This window comes from Janthinobacterium sp. J1-1, assembly GCF_030944405.1.
GTDB lineage: Bacteria > Pseudomonadota > Gammaproteobacteria > Burkholderiales > Burkholderiaceae_D > Janthinobacterium.
In genome coordinates this window covers 3,691,660-3,709,508 of the sequence record NZ_CP132339.1, presented here as the reverse complement: position 1 = coordinate 3,709,508, position 17,849 = coordinate 3,691,660, and the positions used below count along the sequence as shown (strand labels likewise).

Sequence of the window (17,849 nt, the reverse complement as noted above, 5' to 3'; positions counted from 1 at the left end):
ACGCCTGCACGAATTGGTGGTCCCGCTCACTCCGCGCGGCCACTGCATAGTGATGTGATTTATGATCAACGCCGCCTCGCTCGGTGGCGTAACAGGCAAACCCTGGATCATCCCGACAAGGCGGCTCGAAAGGAAACTTGATGAGCTTGCCGAACACCCCCGATACTCCCGACAATCAAGAAGCCGCCGCGCCGCTGTCGGCCGCCGCCATCGCTTCGCAATCGGTGATCCTGACGGGCGACCGCCCGACCGGTCCGCTGCACCTGGGCCACTACGTGGGCAGCCTGCGCAACCGCGTGACTTACCAGAATGATTTCAAGCAGTTCATCATGCTGGCCGACGCTCAGGCGCTGACCGACAATATGGACGATATCGACAAGGTCCACCGCAACGTGGTGGAAGTGGCGCTCGACTACCTGGCCGTCGGCATCGACCCGAGCAAGACCACCGTCTTTATCCAGTCGCAGATCCCGGAACTGGCCGAACTGACGTTCTATTACCTGAACATCGTCACCGTGGCGCGCCTGGAACGCAATCCCACCGTCAAGGAAGAAATCCGCCTGCGCGGCTTCGAGCGCGATATTCCGGCCGGCTTCCTCACCTACCCGGCCAGCCAGGCGGCCGATATCACGGCCTTCAAGGCCGGCGTGGTGCCGGTCGGCGAAGACCAGATCCCGATGATCGAGCAGACCAATGAAATCGTGCGCCGCTTCAACCGCATGTACAACCGCGAAGTGCTGATGGAATGCAAGGCGCTGGTACCGGAAATCGGCCGCCTGCCCGGCATCGACGGCAAGGCCAAGATGAGCAAATCGCTGGGCAACACCATCAACCTGGGCGCCACGCCGGAAGAAATCACGGCCGCCGTGAAAAAAGTCTATACCGACCCGCTGCACCTGCGCGTGGCCGACCCCGGCCACCTGGAAGGCAATGTGGCATTCATCTACCTGGACGCCTTCGACCAGGACAAAGCGGCACTGGAAGAAATGAAAGCCCATTATGTACGCGGCGGCCTGGGCGACAGCATCGTCAAGAAACGCCTGGAAGTGGTGCTGCAGGAAATGCTGGCGCCGATCCGTGCCCGCCGCGAAGAGTTCGCCAAGGACAAGGGACAAGTCATCCAGATGCTGAAAGAAGGCACCTTCCGCGCGCGCGAAGTGGCGGCCCGCACGGCCGATGAGGTCAAGTCGGCGCTGGGTTTGAACTACTTCTGATGCAATGAGCGACACCCCTATCGACCTGCTGCTGTCGCAGCATTTTTCCATCGATGCGCTGCGGCAGGCACCAAAGCCCTTGCAACAGGCGCTGGCCATGCTGGGCGGCTGGCTGGAAGGCGCGCGCGAGGTGCCGTATCCGCACGTGCCGTTCGAGCAGTTGCTGACGCAATTGTCCGACACCCGGCCGCCCGCGCACGGCATGCCGGTGGCCGCCTTCCTGCAGGAGCTGGACAGCACCGTGCTGGCCAACACGGCCCAGTTGAACCACCCGCGCTATATCGGCCACATGACGCAGGCCCTGCCCTGGGTCAGCGTGCTGGCCGAAGCGTTTACGGCCGCGCTGAACCAGAACCAGGTGAAGATCGAGACGGCCTATGTGTCGACCCTGATCGAAAAGCAGCTGCTGGGCTGGCTGCACCGCCAGGTCTACCAGCAGGAAGACGCGGTGTATCGCGACGCGATGGCGGCCACCAGTGGCGCGCTGGGCAATGTCGTCAACGGCGGCACCTTGGGCAACCTGACGGCGCTGGCCGTGGCGCTGGAACACCAGTTGCCGGGCACGAGGAAGCGCGGCCTGTTCGCGACGATGCAGGAGTCCGGCCATGCCGGCCTGGCCGTGATCGGCTCGGCGCGCAGCCATTATTCCGTCAAGAAAGCACTGGCCACCCTGGGCCTGGGCGAAACGGCCCTGCACCTGGTGCCGGTCGACCGCGACAACCGCATCGACATCAAACAGCTGGAAACAACCATTGCGGACCTGAAAGCGCGCAAGATCAGGATCGTCGCCATGATCGGCATTGCCGGCACGACGGAGACGGGCGCCATCGACCCGCTGGCCGCCATGGCCGCGATTGCCGCGCGCGAAGCGATCTGGTTCCATGTGGACGCGGCCTGGGGCGGCGCCCTGCTGGTGGCAGAACAGTTCCGTCCGCTGTATGCGGGGATTGAACTGGCCGACTCGGTGGTGATCGACGGCCATAAACTGCTGTGGGTGCCGATGGCGCAAAGCATGGTGCTGTTCAAGCGCAGCGCCAGCCTGAACCTGCTGAAGCACAATGCCAATTACATCTTGCGCGACAATTCCGGCGACCTGGGCCAGACCTCGCTGGAAGGCTCGCGCCGCTTCGACGCGCTGAAACTGTGGGCTTCGTTCAAGGTATTGGGCGTGTCCGGCTATACGACTTTGCTGCAACAGGCCGCCACCCTCAGCCAGCAATTCCAGGACCTGCTGACGGACCAGCAGGATTTCGAACTGATCACCCGTTCCGACACCTTTATCCTCACCTACCGCTATGTGCCCATGCAGCTGCGCCAGCGCATGGAGTTGCTATTGACCAACGGCGACATCGACGCCGCCCTGGCGTTGAACCAGCAGCTCAATTCCCTCAACGCCAGGCTGCAGAACCGGCAGAAGGCCGAAGGCCGCAGTTTTGTGTCGCGCACCGTGCTCGAATCGACGCGCTACCCCGGCCCCACCAATGTGCTGCGCGTGGTGATGAGCAATGTGAAAACGCGGCCGCATCATTTGCGCGCCATCCTCGATGAACAGCGCGCCATCGGCCAGGCGCTGGTGGACGAGCTTGGGCTGCGTGGCTAGGCTGCGCCAGCAGGCCCGGTGGCTGCTGCTGGCCGCGCTGGTCGCGGTGCTGGCCGGCACCGCCTCGGCCTGGTTCCTGTTCGCACTCGACTGGGCCACCGGCACCCGCAACGCGCATTCCTGGCTGATCTGGCTGCTGCCGGCGGCCGGCTTTGCCACCGGCTGGCTCTACCTGCGCTACGGCAGCGCCGTCGAAGGTGGCGTCAACCTGGTGATCACGGAAATCAAGACGCCTGGCAAACCGATCCCGCTGCGCATGGCGCCGCTGGTGCTGGGCGCCACGGTGGTGTCGCACCTGTTCGGCGCCTCGGTTGGCCGTGAAGGCACGGCCGTGCAGATGGGCGGTGCGCTGGCCGACCAGCTGACGCGCTGGTTCCGCCTTGACGAGGCCGACCGGCGCATGGTGCTGATGGCCGGCATCAGCGCCGGCTTTGCCTCGGTGTTCGGCACCCCGCTGGCCGGCGCCGTGTTCGCCCTGGAAGTGCTGGCCCTGGGCCGCTTGCCGCTGACCTTTTACCGCGCCCTGCTGCCCTGCCTGGGCGCCGCCCTGCTGGCCGACCAGGTCGAACTGCTGTGGGGTGGCCTGCTGGGCGTGCACCATACCCACTACGCCGCGCCATTGATACCCGCAGTAACCATCCCGCTCCTGGGCGCGATGGCGATCGCCGGCGTGCTGTTCGGCCTGACGGCCCGGGTATTTGCCGGCGCCACCCATGCATTGGCGGGCGCCATGAAACGCGCGATTGCCTATGCGCCGCTGCGCCCATTCGCGGGCGGCGTGGTGGTGGCGCTGGCGGTCTGGCTGCTGGGCACCGACCACTATATCGGCCTGGGCATCCCCACCATCGTCGACGCGCTGCAACAGCCGCTGCCGGCCCATGACTTCCTGGCCAAGATGGCGTTTACCATCGTCTCGCTCGGTTCCGGCTTCAAGGGCGGTGAAGTGACGCCATTGTTCTTTATCGGCGCCACCCTCGGCAACGCGCTGGCGCCGCTGCTGCAACAGCCGTTCGCATTGCTGGCGGCGGTCGGTTTCGTGGCGGTATTCGCCGGCGCCGCCAATACGCCGCTGGCCTCGACCGTGATGGCGATGGAGTTGTTCGGTCCCGGCATCGGCGTGTACGCGGCGCTGGCCTGCCTGGTGGCGTACGCGTGCTCGGGGCGCGTGGGAATATATCGCGCCCAAACGAAGCACCATCACCCTACTGCCTGACCTGGCGCAAGGCGCCATTCCCGTCTTCGGTTATGACTGACAAAAACGGTCGCACCCTGCATTTGCCTTCGTTACGGCTGCTTTATGTTCGGCAGCGCACAAAATGCTTTGCAAGGATCGTAGGAGAACGCCGGCGTTCATGCTAATTCCGGTACACTCATCATTGATTCATCAGCTGGCACGAACCCACTATCGGAGGAATTTGCGCATGACGACAGAACGACGGCGGGGCAGCGTTGCCAGCGACTCCCTCCGGGAGCCGGCGACAAACGAACTCGACGCCATGAAGCGCAGTTTTGAAGAGCGGATACAACAGCTGCTAAGTGACAACAGCGACGGCGCCGACCTGCTGTCGATGTCGATGCGTGCCGCCACCTTGGGCTCGGGCAAGCGCATGCGGCCCCTGCTGCTGATGGTGATCGCGCGCGACCTGGGCTGCGCCTCGCCGGCGCTGGTCGACGTGGCCTGCGCGGTGGAACTGGTGCATGCCTCCTCGCTGGTGCTGGACGACATGCCCTGCATGGACGACGCCAGGCTGCGCCGCGGCGCGCCGGCCATCCACGTCACCTTCGGCCAGGACGTCGCCATCCTCGCCTCGATCGCGCTGCTGAGCCGCGCGTTCCGGATTCTTTCCAGGGCCGAGGCGCTGGCGCCGCTGGTGCGAACCAGCCTGGTCGGCGCACTGGCCGAGGCGGTCGGCACGCAGGGCCTGGCGAAGGGCCAGTTCCAGGATCTGCATGGCGGCGCGGCGCGCAGCGTCGACGATATCGCGCTGACCAACGAATTGAAAACCGGCGCGCTGCTGGGCGCCACGGTCGACATGGCCGCCATCATCGCGCATGCCGACGCGCGCGTGGCGCAATCGCTGCGCGCATTCGCCTTTGCCGCCGGCCAGGCGTTCCAGATCCGCGACGACCTGAAAGACCTGCCCGGCAACGACAGCGCCATCACCGGCAAGGACGTGGGGCTCGATGCGGGCAAGGCCACTTTGCTGACCACGCTGGGCGTGGAGGAAGCGCAGCGGCGCCTGCGCCATCATCTGCACGAAGCCGAGCGCCACCTCGATGACGCGGTCGGCGCGCAGCAAGGCACGCGCCGCTTGCTGGGCAGCTTTTTTGCCGACAGCCTGTCGGCCGCCAGCGCACCGTGCGAACCGCGCAAGGCGGCCCACGCGGCCAGCACGGCCTCGCTCGGTTATTGACCTCCTGAAGGAACACACCGCATGGCGCATTTTGGCGTAGTGACACCCGCGTTCTACAGCCATGTCAGCGCGATGGAGGCCCTGTCCGTGGCCCTGCTGGAACGCGGCCACCGCATCACATTTTTGCACCGGCCGGACGCCGGCGCCTTGTTGAAAGAGCGCCGCATCGGCTTACATGCACTCGGCCAGGAAATCTACCCGGCCGGCTCGCTGCCGGCCTCGCTCAAGCTGGCCGCCAATCCCGGCAGCATCATGGGGCTGCGCCGCGTGATACGCGACATGGCACAGACGACCGGCATGCTGTGCCGCGAGCTGCCGGGCGCGCTGCGGCAAGAGCGGATCGACTGCGTGCTGGCCGATCAGATGGAAGCGGCCGGCGGCATGGCGGCCGAAGCGCTGGGCCTGCCGTTTGTATCGGTCGCCTGCGCCCTGCCCGTCAACCGCGAACCGGGCATGCCGCTGCCGGTGATGCCGTTCGCCGCCGGCCAGGACGAGCGCAGCCTGCGCCTGTGCGAAGGCAGCAGCAAAGTGTACGACTGGCTGATGACGCCGCACCGGCAAGCCATCGCCGCCGGCGCGCGGCAACTGGGGCTGTCACCGCGCGACGGCCTGCACGATTGCCTGTCGCCCTTGCTGCAACTGAGCCAGACTGTCGCCGGCTTCGATTTTCCGCGCCTTCAACTGCCGCCCCACTTTCACCATGTCGGGCCGCTGCGCGCGCCATTTGGTTCCAGTCCCGGCCTTGGCCGCGACACCAGCGGCGCGCCCGACCTGGCGCAGGTCAGCCGCGAGCGGCCCTTTGTGTTTGCCTCGCTGGGCACGCTGCAGGGCGAGCGCTTTGCGCTGTTCCGGCGCATCGCCCAGGCCTGCCGCCGGCTCGACGCGCAACTGCTGATTGCCCACTGTGGCGGCCTCGATGCGCGCCAGGCCGAAGCGCTGAAGGAAGCAGGAGCGACCTGGGTGTGTGCCTTTGCCGATCAGCAGGCGGTGCTGGCGCGCGCCGATGCGGTGGTGTCGCACGCGGGCCTGAACACCGCCATGGATGCGATTGCCGCCGGCACGCCGATACTGGCCCTGCCGATTGCGTTTGACCAGCCGGGCGTGGCGGCGCGGATCGCACATGCGGGCGTTGGCCTGCGCGCGTCCGCCCGCTGGGCCGGTCCGGGCAAGCTGGCGGCGCAATTGCGCCGGCTGCTCGACGAGCCCGAATTCGTGCACCATGGTGCAGGTCTCGCCGCATCAATTCGCGAGGCCGGCGGCACCGCGCGCGCGGCCGCCCTGATCGAGGCATCGCTCAAACCGGCCCTGGCCAACGGAGCGCGGTTTGCATAAGGGCCAGCCTCATCATGACCTGATCCTGATCGGCGGCGGCCTGGCCAATGGCCTGATCGCCTGGCGCCTGCGCACCCAGCGCCCCGAGCTGCGCATCCTGCTGATCGAGCGCGACGCGCAGCTGGGCGGCAATCACACCTGGTCCTTCCATGACGGCGACCTCAGCGCTGACCAGCATCGCTGGCTCGCGCCAGTGGTATCGACACGCTGGCCCCGTTACGAGGTCATCTTCCCGCAGCATGCGCGCACGCTGGAAAGCGGCTATGCCAGCATCGCGTCGCTGGATTTTGCGCGCGTGATCGGGCAAGCGCTGGGCGATTGCCTGCGCCTGGACACGCCGATACAGGAGCTCACGCCCACCAGCGTGCGCCTGGCCGATGGTGAAGTACTGCAGGCGCGCGCCGTGATCGACGGGCGCGGCATGCGGCCCAGCCGCCACCTGGCGCTCGGCTACCAGACCTTTCTTGGCCAGGACGTGCGGCTGGCCGCGCCGCACGGCTTGACCGCGCCCATCATCATGGACGCCAGCGTGGAGCAGCAAGGCGGCTACCGCTTCGTCTACGTGCTGCCGTTCGGCCCGGACCGCGTGCTGATCGAAGACACGCATTATGTCGACACCAGCGCCTGGGAGCCGCAGCGCCTGCGCGCCAATGTCAAGGCCTATGCCGCCGCGCGCGGCTGGCGCATCGCCCAAGTGCTGCGCGAAGAACACGGCTCGCTGCCGATCGTGCTGGCCGGCGATGTCGACAGCTTCTGGAGCGACCTGCGGGGCCAGCCCTGTTCCGGACTGCGCGCCGGCCTGTTCCACCCGACCACCGGCTATTCGCTGCCGCATGCGGTGCGCCTGGCCGAGCGCATCGCCGCCCTGGCCACCTTCGACGCCGCATCGCTGTTCGCCGCCATCCGTGCCGATGCCTTGCAGGAATGGCGCGGCCAGCGCTTTTTCCGCCTGCTCAACCGCATGCTGTTCCTGGCCGGCGAGGCGGACCACCGCTGGCGCGTGATGCGGCGCTTCTATCATTTGCCGGCGCCGCTGATCGCGCGCTTTTATGCGGGCAGGCTGACCCTTGCCGACCAGGCGCGCCTGGTATCGGGCAAGCCGCCGGTGCCGGTCGGGCAAGCGATCAAGGCCGCACTCAAATTCCACCCTCATCAAATCAGGAAACCTGAATGAACAATGCAAAACAAGCGGTGGTCGTGGGCGCCGGCTTTGGCGGCCTGGCGCTGGCGATCCGGCTGCAGGCGGCCGGCATGCAAACAACCTTGCTGGAAAAGCGCGACAAGCCGGGCGGGCGCGCCTATGTGTATGAAGACCAGGGCTTCGTGTTCGACGCCGGCCCCACCGTGATTACCGATCCGAGCGCGATCGAAGAACTGTTCACGCTGGCCGGAAAAAAAATGTCGGACTATATCGAGATGCTGCCGGTGGCGCCGTTCTACCGCCTGTGCTGGGAAGACGGCCACCAGTTCGACTACGTCAACGACCAGGAATCACTGGACCGGCAAATCCACGCACGCAATCCGAACGACGTGGCCGGCTACCAGCGCTTCCTGGCGTACTCGAAAGCCGTGTTCGAAGAAGGCTACCTGAAGCTGGGCGCGGTGCCGTTTCTGTCATTCCGCGACATGATTGCCGCCGGCCCGCAGCTGGCGCGGCTGCAAGCCTGGCGCAGCGTCTACAGCATGGTGTCGCGCTTTATCGAGGACGACCACCTGCGCCAGGCGTTCTCGTTCCACTCGCTGCTGGTGGGCGGCAATCCGTTCGCCACCTCGGCTATCTACACCCTGATCCACGCGCTCGAGCGGCGCTGGGGCGTGTGGTTTCCGCGCGGCGGCACGGGTGCGCTGATCCTGGCCCTGGTGCGCCTGTTCGAGGACTTGGGCGGGCGCATCGAATTGAACGCCTCTGTCGCGCGCATCGACACCAGCGGCAACCGCGCCACCGGCGTGCGGCTCGACGACGGGCGCGTGTTTCCCGCGCAGATGGTGGCCTCGAACGCCGACGTGGTCCATACCTATGGCTCGCTGCTGGGCCACCACCCGCGCGGCGTGGCGGAAGCCGCGTCCTTGCGCAAGAAACGCTTTTCCAATTCGCTGTTCGTGCTGTATTTCGGTCTCGATCATCACCATGAACAGCTGCGCCACCACACGGTCTGCTTCGGCCCGCGCTACGAAGGGCTGATCAAGGACATTTTCAAGGGCCAGCACCTGGCCGACGATTTTTCGCTGTACCTGCATGCGCCCTGCGTCACTGACCCGTCGCTGGCGCCACCGGGCTGCGGCAGCCACTATGTGCTGGCGCCCGTGCCGCACCTGGGCAATGCCGACATCGACTGGGCGGTCGAAGGGCCGCGCTATCGCGAGCGCATCTTCGACTATCTTGAAGAACGCTATATGCCCGGCCTGCGCAGCCAGCTGGTGACCAGCCGCATTTTCACGCCGCATGACTTCCGCGATGAACTCAACGCCCATGTGGGGTCGGCCTTTTCGCTCGAACCGATCCTCACGCAAAGCGCCTGGTTCCGGCCGCACAATCGCGACCGCGACGTCGCCAACCTGTACCTGGTGGGCGCCGGCACCCATCCCGGCGCCGGCGTGCCGGGCGTGATCGGTTCGGCCAAGGCCACGGCCGGCCTGATGCTGGAGGACGTCGCACGATGAGCGTAGCCTTGCTGGAACACGCCACCCACACCATCGCCGTCGGCTCGAAAAGCTTTGCCGCGGCGGCACGCCTGTTTGCGCCCGAGGTGCGGCGCAGCGTGCTGATGCTGTATGCCTGGTGCCGCCATTGCGACGATGTGGTCGATGGCCAGGAACTGGGTTTTACGGCGGTGGCACAGGATGCCGGCGCCGCCGCCGCTGCCCTGGCGCGGCTGGAAGCGCAGACGCGCCAGGCGTATGCGGGCGAACCCATGCAGGAGCCGGCCTTTGCCGCCTTCCAGGAAGTGGCGCTGCGCTGCGCGATCGCGCCGCAACATGCGTTCGACCACCTGGCAGGGTTTGCGATGGACGTGCGGGAAGCGCGCTATGAAACGCTGGACGACACCCTGCGCTACAGCTATCACGTGGCCGGCGTGGTGGGCCTGATGATGGCCACCATTATGGGCGCGAAAGAGCCGGCGGTGCTGGACCGCGCCTGCGATCTGGGCATTGCTTTCCAGCTGACCAATATCGCGCGCGATATCGTCGACGATGCGCAAATCGGCCGCTGCTACCTGCCGGCGCAATGGCTGCGCGAGGCCGGCATTCCCCAGGAAGAACTGGCGTTGCCCCGGCACCGCGCGGCGCTGGCCAGGCTGGCGGCGCGCCTGGTCGAGCAGGCGGAACCGTATTATGCGTCGGCGACCGTTGGCCTGGCCGCCCTGCCCCTGCGCTCGGCGTGGGCGATCGCCACCGCGCACCGCGTGTATCGGCAGATCGGCATCGAAGTGAAAGCGCGCGGCGCGCGGGCCTGGGATGAACGGGTGGGCACCTCGCGCGCCACCAAGCTGTGGCTGCTGTGCCGCGGCGGCGTGGATGCGCTGGCGTCGCGTTTCAGGAAGACGGCGTCGGCCCGTCCTGCGGCTCTGTGGCAGCGGCCGATTCACGCAGCGGGCCGCCATGCAGCGCCTGCAACTGCTGTTTGAGATGCGTGACGGGCGGCGCATACAGGAAGCCGAACGACACGGCGCCATCCTTGCCATGCACGGCGTGGTGCATGCGGTGCGCCTGGTACAAGCGCTTCAGGTAGCCGCGCCTGGGCACATAGTGAAACGGCCAGCGCTGGTGCACCAGGCCATCGTGGGCAATAAAGTACAGCATGCCGTAAGCGGTCATGCCGGCGCCTATCCATTCGAGCGGATGGCGCCCTTCGGTACCGAGATAAATCAGCACGATGGCGATGCCGGCGAACACCACGGCGTACAAATCGTTTTTTTCAAACCAGCCGGTGCGCGGTTCATGGTGGGAGCGGTGCCAGCCCCAGCCAAAACCATGCATCACATATTTATGCGCCACAATCGAGAACAGCTCCATGAACACCACGGTGGCCAACACGATCAATGCATTGATTAACATTTGTTTTTTACAGGAGTGACAAGAAGATGAGCAAGCCTACCATAGCGGCGCCCGCACACCGCACGATCGCCTCCACCCTGGCCGCCGCGGCCCTGCTGTGCGCCACCATGCTGGCCACCGGCGCGGCGCTGGCCGCCACCATCGAGGTCCACGTGACCAATATCAGCAACGCCAAGGGGCAGATCCGCGTCGCCGTCTGCGACCAGGAGCATTTCCTGAAACAATGCGTGCATACGGCGTCGGCGCCGGCGCAAGCGGGCGACACCGTGCTGAAGGTGGCCAACGTGCCGGCCGGCACCTGGGCCGTGCTGGCCTACCACGATGAAAACGGCAACGCCGAACTGGACCGCAACATGATCGGCATCCCCAAGGAAGACTATGGCTTCAGCCGCGACGCGGCCAGCCGCTTCGGCCCGCCCAAGTTTGCCGATGCGGCCATCACGGTGGAAGACGGCGACATGGCGGTCAAGATCAAGCTGCATTGAACCTGGCTGGCGGCAGTCCGGTCAGGATAGCAATACCCGCTTCAACAGATCGGCCTGCTCCCTGGCCTGGCGCGCCTTTTGCGTGTATTCGCTGGCGGTAGCCGGATGCAGCCAGGCGGTGGCCTTGGCGGCCAGGCTGGCAAACAGCTGCTCCTTTTCCTGCAGCGCGCGCACGGCGGCCCAGATGGCGTCCTCGGCTTTTTCGTGTTGCAGCTCGCCCAGGATCGGCGCCGTAAAGCTGTGGCCCGTATGGCAGCGGAAGCGCTGCGGCTGCTGGTCGGTCAGTTCCCACAAGGTACCCTGGCATTCCGGACAGGTGAAGGTCGACGGCGTGGCGATTTTTTGCAGCTGTTCCATATTGCCTACTCCCCTGGCGAAACGGTTTTCGACGGCGATCCAGCCGGGCGGTTGCGGCGGCGCGCCAGGCTGCGCTGGCGCCGGCGCGCCCCTGGCCAGCGCCAGCAGCACCGGCGCCATGTCGGCCACCGGCAAGCGGCTGTCCACCACCACGTTGCGCATCGCGCTTTGCGGCATCGACGGCGCCACCGCTTCTTCCGGGTCCTGCACCAGCACCGTGCCGCCGCAGGCCTTGATCGCCTGCAGGCCGGCCGTGCCGTCGTCCAGGTAGCCGCTGAGGATCACCCCCACCACGTGCGGACCGAACGCAGCGGCGGCCGAACGGAACAGCGGATCGATGGCGGGGCGCGTATGGTTTTCGCGCGGGCCGCGGGTCAGCTCGACCATGGCCTGGCCGGCCGTGATGGCCACCAGCATGTGCAGGTCGGGCGGCGCCAGCAGGATGCGGCCCGGGCGTATCGGTTCGCGGTCTTGCGCATAGCGCACCGGCAGGGCCGAGGTTTTCGCCAGCAGCTCGGGCAGCAGGCTCTTGCGCGCACCGACATGGGTGACGACCAGGATGGCGGCGGGAAAATCGGCCGGCAAGGCGGCAAAAATGGTGGACAAGGCTTCCATGCCGCCGACGGAGGCCCCCATGACGATCAGCGATTGCACAGCTGTTTTCCTCTCGGGAGATTCATCTGACCTTGATTGTGAAAGGACGCCGGGGCCGATTCCGTGCGTTCGCTAACACAGGTAAGCGCGCGGGCCAGCGGTTACAATGCGGCTCACTTCGCTTCGATGCCGCCCATGCCCTATCTAGTCCTTGCCGCGTTCGTTTTGCTGTATCTTGCCGCCACCGTGCTATATCAGCTGCCGCTGCTGGTGGCGGCCGTGTACGGCGTGATGAGCATTACCTGCTTTGCCGTCTACGCGATCGACAAGCGCGCCGCGCGCGCCCAAGCCTGGCGCACGCCGGAAAAAACCCTCTGGCTGCTGGGCTTGCTGTGCGGCTGGCCGGGCGCCCTGCTGGCCCAGCAATGGCTGCGCCACAAGACCGCCAAGCGCTCGTTTCAAATCGTGTTCTGGATTACCGTGGTGGTAAATACGGCGGGATTTGTGTGGATAACGCTACAGTACGCTCAGATAAATGGATAACAACAGGCGCCTCGACACCTGACAAAACCGTAGCGAGCGGAAGGGAGAGGCGGCTAAGAAGCGCAACCGTACTTTAGTACGGGGGCGCCGAGCCGGTGAGCATCGCAGGCTGCCTATACCGACGCGCAGTAGGTTTGGTCAGGTGTCCTTCAGACGGGGGTTTTGAAGATCGGGTCGACTATAAATTGCTGGGCCTTGATTCGCAAGGTGCGCTCTTCGTCCAGCTCGGCGCGCGTTTCGCCCAGTTCCTCGCGTTCGGCTTCCAGTTCCAGGCGCGCGGTGGCCAGTTCGGTTTCCACGCGGGTCAGGGTTTCCAGTTTCAGCTGGGCCTGGATCAGGTCGGCGCGCGCCGTTTCGGCCGCCGCTTCCAGGCGCGGTATGCCTTCGAGCTTGAATTGCGCCTTGGCCAGGTCCATGCGCGCCTGCTCGGCCGCCTCTTCCAGGCGCGGCAGGCCTTCCAGCCGCAGCTGGGCCTTGGCCAGGTCGGTGCGGGCCTGGTTGGCGACCTGGCGCTCGCGCTCGAGTTCGGCGCGCAAGGTGTCCAGCTCGGTGGCCTGCAATTCGAGCAGCTCTTGCTGGCGCTCGTTCTCGCTGGCCAGGTCCATCAATTCCTGTTGATTGTCATTCATCTCGGCTTCATGCGCGCTGTTGCTGGCGCTCAGTTCCTGTCCTACAAAATCGAGTATGGCCTGGCGCAGCACGGGCGACAGTTCGGCCGCGGCGGCGATCTGGCGCTGCGCGCCTGCCTTGCGCCGTTGCAGCAGCTTGCTGATGGTGCCCAGGCAGGCGCCGCTGCCCAGTTTTTCGCGCAGCGCGCGCACCGTGATGGGCAGGCCCTCGGCCGCCATCGCGTCCATCGCCGCATTGATCTGTTCCGCGCTTGCTTTTGCCATGATTGTTCTCGTCTACGTTGCCTGCGGCGGAAAAGCCGCATTGCTCAGGGGCATCATATTATTCCAGCGGCGGCATAGCGTAAAGTATTTCTCAACAGAAATTGCAATTGCACAACAGAATCTTGATCCAGGTGCAGCCTGCCGAATTTAGTCTTCCAGCAAGCCATTTTCGGATAAGTTATCCTGGATCAGCTCCAGCCGCAGTACGGGATTTTCCTGGCTCAGCAGCAATTGCTTCTGCACCGGCGTCAGCGACAGCAGCTCGCACCAGCGGTTGGCGACCCAGCCGCATTCATCGAGCCGGTATGGCGGCTGGATCGGCATCTGGTCGAGCGGGATTTTTTGTTCTTGCAAGGTACGGATCAAGGCGCCCAGGGCGTCGGCCACGTTTTGCTGTTCAGGCGGGATCGGCACCGCCAAATCTGGCGGCAGCAAGTCCACTTCCGCCACCCACAAGCCGTTTTTCAGCTGTTCGCTGGAACCAATCTGAAAACGCCGGGTGCCCATGCATTTGATTTGCAGCAGGCCCGACAAGGGCGCGGCCCAGTCGACCACTTTTGCCAGGGTGCCGACCTGGGCCAGGGTTTCATCCTGGCCGGGCTTGCGTACCTCTGTGCCGTCGAGCAATTGCACCACGCCAAACGGCTGCTCGCCGGTGATGCATTTGCGTATCATGTCCAGGTAGCGCACCTCGAAGATCTGCAGCGGCAAATAGCCATCGGGATACAGCACCGTATTGAGCGGAAACAAGGGTATCGAGGTCATGCCCGCATGATGGCACGAATGCGCCGGGCGTGCAGCACAACTCGTCCGATCAGGCTATTTGTAAAAACGGCGCTTGGCCGCGCGTTCGGCCGCTTTCGGCGCCAGCACCTTGACCGGCTTTTTCTGGATCGCGCCGCCGGCGGCCGTGCCCGGCACCCGGTGCTCGGCCTCGAAGCCCGGCTCCTCGCTGCGTTTCAGGGTCTGCCGCGTCAGCGCTTCGACCGCCGACAGCAATTCCACTTCGTCGGCGCAGACCAGCGAAATCGCCTCGCCGCTGGCGCCGGCGCGGCCGGTGCGGCCGATACGGTGGATATAATCCTCGGCCACGGTCGGCAAATCGAAATTGACGACCTGCGGCAGTTGCTCGATATCGAGGCCGCGCGCCGCCACGTCGGTCGCCACCAGCACCTGCACTTCGCGCGCCTTGAAACGGGCCAGCGCGCGCAGGCGGTTCGACTGGGTCTTGTCGCCATGGATCGAATCGGCGCTCACGCCCTGCTCCAGCAAGGTTTTCACCAGCACCTCGACACCCTTGCGGGTTTTCACGAACACCAGCACCTGGCCCCAGCGTTTCTTCTTCAGCAAGTGCAGGAACAGTTCGGGCTTGCGCTTCTTGTCGCACACGATCACCGACTGTTTCACGGCTTTCACGGTGCTGTTGCGCGGACTCACTTCCACCGACACCGGGTCCTTGAGCATGGTTTTTGCCATGGCGCGGATCGCGTCCGAGAAGGTGGCCGAAAACAGCAGGGTCTGGCGTTGTTTCGGCATCGTCATCAGCAGCAGGTCGAGTTCGCGCTCGAAACCGAGATCGAGCATGCGGTCGGCCTCGTCCAGTACCAGCGTCTGCACCTGCTCGAACTTGATCGCGCCCTGTGACTGCAGGTCGAGCAGGCGGCCCGGCGTCGCCACCAGCACGTCGAGTCCCTTGCGCAGTTTGCTGATTTGCGGTTCGATCGCCACGCCGCCATAGGCGACAAAACTGCGCAGCGGCAAGCTGCCGCCATAGCTGCGAAAACTCGCATACACCTGTTCGGCCAGTTCGCGCGTGGGCACCAGCACCAGCACGCGCACGCACTGCGGCGCCACCACGCCTTCCAGGGCCAGGCGCTGCAGCAGCGGCACGGCGAAGCCGGCCGTCTTGCCGGTGCCGGTCTGGGCGGCCGCCATCAGGTCGCGCCCGGCCAGTACGACGGGGATGGCCTTGGCCTGCACGGGGGTCGGCTTGTCATAGCCGAGTTCGGCGAGTGTGTGGACCAGGGGATCGATCAGGCCGAGGGAGGAAAACGTCATGGGGGAACCTTGCAGCAAAGCGGATAAGAAGCCGCGATTATAGGCCAGCCGGGTGCCCCGGTCAGAACTTCATTTCCATGGTGGCGCGCGCCTGCGGCGCGGTGTCCGAGATACCGGCACGTATCGTGCTGCCGCTCGCATCGCGGTAGATCGCATTGCTTTCATACTCCTGCGCCAGCAGATTCGACACCGCCAGGCGCAGCTGGACCTGCGCATTGAATTTCCATAATGCATACACATCGAGGTCGCGCCGTGGCGAGGTATAGGCATACTGCTGCTGCGTGATGCGCACGGGGCCGCCACCGGTGAAGACCAGGCTGCCGCCGGCGCTCAACTGGCCGCCCGGCGTCCTGTAGTCGATGCCGAGGTTGCCGCTGAGCGGAGTCTGCTGGTCGAGCCGGTTGTCTGGCCCCGGCACCTGCGCCACCTGCGACCAGTTGCGGCTGACGCTGGCGCGCAGGTCGATCGCCGGCGCGGTGGCGTCCAGCACGGCGCGCAGCGGAAACTTCACTTCCAGCTCCACCGTCTGCGTGTCGGCGCGGCCGTCATTGACGGGCGTGGAAACCCAGCGCCCGTCGATCAACAGCAGCCCCTGGCGCGTGTAGCCGTCGATGCGGCGCGCCGACGCGCGGGCGCTCAGCAGCGCGCCTTGCGCCCAGTAATGTTCATAGGAGGCGTCGATGCCCAGCGCCAGTTCCGGTTGCAGATGGGGATTGCCCTGGCGGTCAGGATCAGCCTGGCTGTTGTTGGTCGAGATACTGCGGCGCGGTATCAGGTTCGAGGTCGAGGGCGACTTGTAGGTGCGCGTCAGGGCCAGGCGCAGCTGGTCACCCTTGGTATCGGGCAGCTTCCACAGGGTCTGCAACAACGGGCTCCAGACGCTGTTGCGCTGGCGCACGGCGTCAAAACTGTCGCCGGCGCTGCGGGTAGCGCCCCCTTCCCAGCGCAGGCCCGCATACATCGACCAGCGCGGCGTGATGTCCCACTCATCCTGCGCGTACAGGGCCAGCAGCCCGACGCTGGAATGGTAGTGTTCATCGCTGTCGCGCACAGGACTGGCGCCGGCCAAGGCCTCCTCGTGCTGCCGGCGCGCTTCCTCGCGCCGGCTGAGCGTGCCATCCCAGCCCATGGACAGCGCATGGCCCGGCATCCAGGGCGCCGAATATTTGCCGCTGGACGACACGGTATCGTAGGACGCCGTTACGCGCACGCTGCGGTCCAGCGCAAGACCCGCGCCATCGATCCGGCCGAGCGTGTCGTTGCCAGCCGAGCTGTTGCTGGTCATCGCGCGCACGCCCAGTTCCAGCCTGGCGCCACCGTCGAGCTTGCGTACCCAGCTGAGATCCGTGCGCGCGAACAGCTGCCGGTTCGCCGTCTGGCCGTCGTTGCTGTCGTAATCGGGCCGCGCGCCCAGCAGCGTTTGCGTGTGGTAGCTGTTGTGACCTTCGCTGCGGCCGGCGTTGAGGAAAAATTGCAGCGTCAGGCTGTCGCCGCCGATAAAATTCCAGTTCAGCCTGGGCGCCAGGTTGATACCTTCCGAACGGCCATTGCCGCCGCCACTGATACGGCGCAGCAAGTTCTGCTCGCCATCGGGCAGGTAGCCCAGGTCCAGCGCCGGGCTCTCCCTGGCGCCGCCAAAATCGTAGTCGTAGCGGTAGACCGAGGCCGCCAGCGAATACGACAGGATGCCGTCCTTGTCGGACAACTGCAGGCTGCCATTGCCGGAGCGCGCATCGCGCCCGCCGCCGGCGCCCAGCTTGAGGTCGCGCTGCGCCTTTTTCACGGCTTTTTTCAGCACCACGTTGATGGTGCCGGCGATCGACTGGGTGCTGAATTCGGCGCTGGCCGCGTGCAGGATCTCGATGCGCTCGATCATGTCGGGCGACACCGTATCGAGCGAAAAACCGGCCGGCGCGCGCTCGCCGTTCAGCAATATCTGCGTGTAGCCGCTGCCCAGCCCGCGCATGCGAATCTCGCCGCCCTGGCGCCCGGCCGCACCCGTTACCGTGATGCCGGGCAGGCGCTTGAGCACGTCGGTGACGGTGGTGTCGCCATACTTGAGGATGTCTTCACTGTTCACCACCATCTTGCTGGCCGTGTCGTCGCGGCGCGGATCGTAGCTGCCCGTCACTTCGACCTGCTGCAGGGCTGGTTCAGCCGGCTTTGCCGGCGCCTCCTGCGCAGCTGGCTGTTGCTGCGCCCGGGCCTGCCAGGCAAGCAACACCATGACGGCGGCAGCCAGGCGAACGGCGAGCAGGCGGCACGGCATCATGGGCAGGGTTTGACATCGCGCGGCGACATCG

Annotated in this window: 16 protein-coding genes; 10 read left to right on the top strand and 6 right to left on the bottom strand. The window is 65.7% G+C overall.

The genetic code is table 11. The features are described 5' to 3' along the window. Positions 1-140 precede the first annotated feature (140 nt). From trpS to crtB, 8 genes are all read left to right on the top strand, one after another. On the top strand, positions 141-1,214 hold the full coding sequence (trpS, locus tag Q8L25_RS16825; protein WP_308920454.1) for a tryptophan--tRNA ligase: 1,074 nt from the start codon (positions 141-143) through the stop codon (positions 1,212-1,214). A gap of 4 nt (positions 1,215-1,218) precedes the next feature. Then, the gene (locus Q8L25_RS16820) at positions 1,219-2,814 is read left to right on the top strand and encodes a pyridoxal-dependent decarboxylase (protein ID WP_308920453.1); all 1,596 of its coding nucleotides are present in this window, start codon (positions 1,219-1,221) and stop codon (positions 2,812-2,814) included. After that, the gene (locus Q8L25_RS16815; protein ID WP_308920452.1) at positions 2,807-4,027 is read left to right on the top strand and encodes a voltage-gated chloride channel family protein; all 1,221 of its coding nucleotides are present in this window, start codon (positions 2,807-2,809) and stop codon (positions 4,025-4,027) included. Before Q8L25_RS16820 ends, Q8L25_RS16815 begins: the two co-directional genes overlap by 8 nt. A 208-nt stretch (positions 4,028-4,235) precedes the next feature. Continuing rightward, complete coding sequence (locus Q8L25_RS16810) at positions 4,236-5,228, top strand: polyprenyl synthetase family protein (RefSeq protein WP_308920451.1); 993 nt, start codon at positions 4,236-4,238, stop codon at positions 5,226-5,228. Positions 5,229-5,249: 21 nt separating this feature from the next. Continuing rightward, positions 5,250-6,560, top strand: a complete 1,311-nt coding sequence (locus tag Q8L25_RS16805) for a glycosyltransferase (RefSeq protein WP_308920450.1) — start codon at positions 5,250-5,252, stop codon at positions 6,558-6,560. Further along, on the top strand, positions 6,553-7,734 hold the full coding sequence (crtY, locus tag Q8L25_RS16800; protein ID WP_308920449.1) for a lycopene beta-cyclase CrtY: 1,182 nt from the start codon (positions 6,553-6,555) through the stop codon (positions 7,732-7,734). The genes Q8L25_RS16805 and crtY overlap by 8 nt, the downstream gene beginning before the upstream one ends. Next, positions 7,731-9,221 carry a phytoene desaturase gene (locus tag Q8L25_RS16795; protein ID WP_308920448.1) on the top strand — a complete coding sequence of 497 codons (1,491 nt, stop codon included), beginning with the start codon at positions 7,731-7,733 and terminating at the stop codon, positions 9,219-9,221. Before crtY ends, Q8L25_RS16795 begins: the two co-directional genes overlap by 4 nt. Further along, positions 9,218-10,186: a 15-cis-phytoene synthase CrtB gene (crtB, locus tag Q8L25_RS16790; protein WP_308920447.1), complete on the top strand. Its 969-nt coding sequence runs from the start codon at positions 9,218-9,220 to the stop codon at positions 10,184-10,186. Before Q8L25_RS16795 ends, crtB begins: the two co-directional genes overlap by 4 nt. Here crtB and Q8L25_RS16785 read toward each other — a convergent pair. Further along, positions 10,095-10,616 carry a sterol desaturase family protein gene (locus Q8L25_RS16785; RefSeq protein WP_308920446.1) on the bottom strand — a complete coding sequence of 174 codons (522 nt, stop codon included), beginning with the start codon at positions 10,614-10,616 and terminating at the stop codon, positions 10,095-10,097. The genes crtB and Q8L25_RS16785 overlap by 92 nt on opposite strands. 26 nt (positions 10,617-10,642) lie before the next feature. Between Q8L25_RS16785 and Q8L25_RS16780 the strand changes: the two genes are divergently transcribed. Further along, entirely contained in the window at positions 10,643-11,101 is a 459-nt protein-coding gene (locus tag Q8L25_RS16780; protein ID WP_308920445.1) for a DUF2141 domain-containing protein, read from the top strand. Between the two features lie 21 nt (positions 11,102-11,122). Here Q8L25_RS16780 and Q8L25_RS16775 read toward each other — a convergent pair whose 3' ends face one another. Further along, on the bottom strand, positions 11,123-12,112 hold the full coding sequence (locus Q8L25_RS16775) for a chemotaxis protein CheB (protein WP_308920444.1): 990 nt from the start codon (positions 12,110-12,112) through the stop codon (positions 11,123-11,125). 135 nt (positions 12,113-12,247) lie between these two features. Between Q8L25_RS16775 and Q8L25_RS16770 the strand changes: the two genes are divergently transcribed. After that, positions 12,248-12,595, top strand: a complete 348-nt coding sequence (locus Q8L25_RS16770; protein ID WP_308920443.1) for a DUF1294 domain-containing protein — start codon at positions 12,248-12,250, stop codon at positions 12,593-12,595. Positions 12,596-12,744: 149 nt separating this feature from the next. Here Q8L25_RS16770 and Q8L25_RS16765 read toward each other — a convergent pair whose 3' ends face one another. From Q8L25_RS16765 to Q8L25_RS16750, 4 genes are all read right to left on the bottom strand, one after another. Beyond that, positions 12,745-13,488: a DNA-binding protein gene (locus Q8L25_RS16765; RefSeq protein WP_308920442.1), complete on the bottom strand. Its 744-nt coding sequence runs from the start codon at positions 13,486-13,488 to the stop codon at positions 12,745-12,747. 147 nt (positions 13,489-13,635) lie between these two features. Further along, positions 13,636-14,253, bottom strand: coding sequence for an LON peptidase substrate-binding domain-containing protein (locus Q8L25_RS16760; RefSeq protein WP_308920441.1), 618 nt, complete (start codon positions 14,251-14,253; stop codon positions 13,636-13,638). A 54-nt stretch (positions 14,254-14,307) separates the two neighbouring features. Next, on the bottom strand, positions 14,308-15,546 hold the full coding sequence (locus tag Q8L25_RS16755; protein WP_308920440.1) for a DEAD/DEAH box helicase: 1,239 nt from the start codon (positions 15,544-15,546) through the stop codon (positions 14,308-14,310). Positions 15,547-15,607: 61 nt separating this feature from the next. Continuing rightward, on the bottom strand, positions 15,608-17,818 hold the full coding sequence (locus Q8L25_RS16750) for a TonB-dependent receptor (protein WP_308920439.1): 2,211 nt from the start codon (positions 17,816-17,818) through the stop codon (positions 15,608-15,610). Positions 17,819-17,849 lie beyond the last annotated feature (31 nt).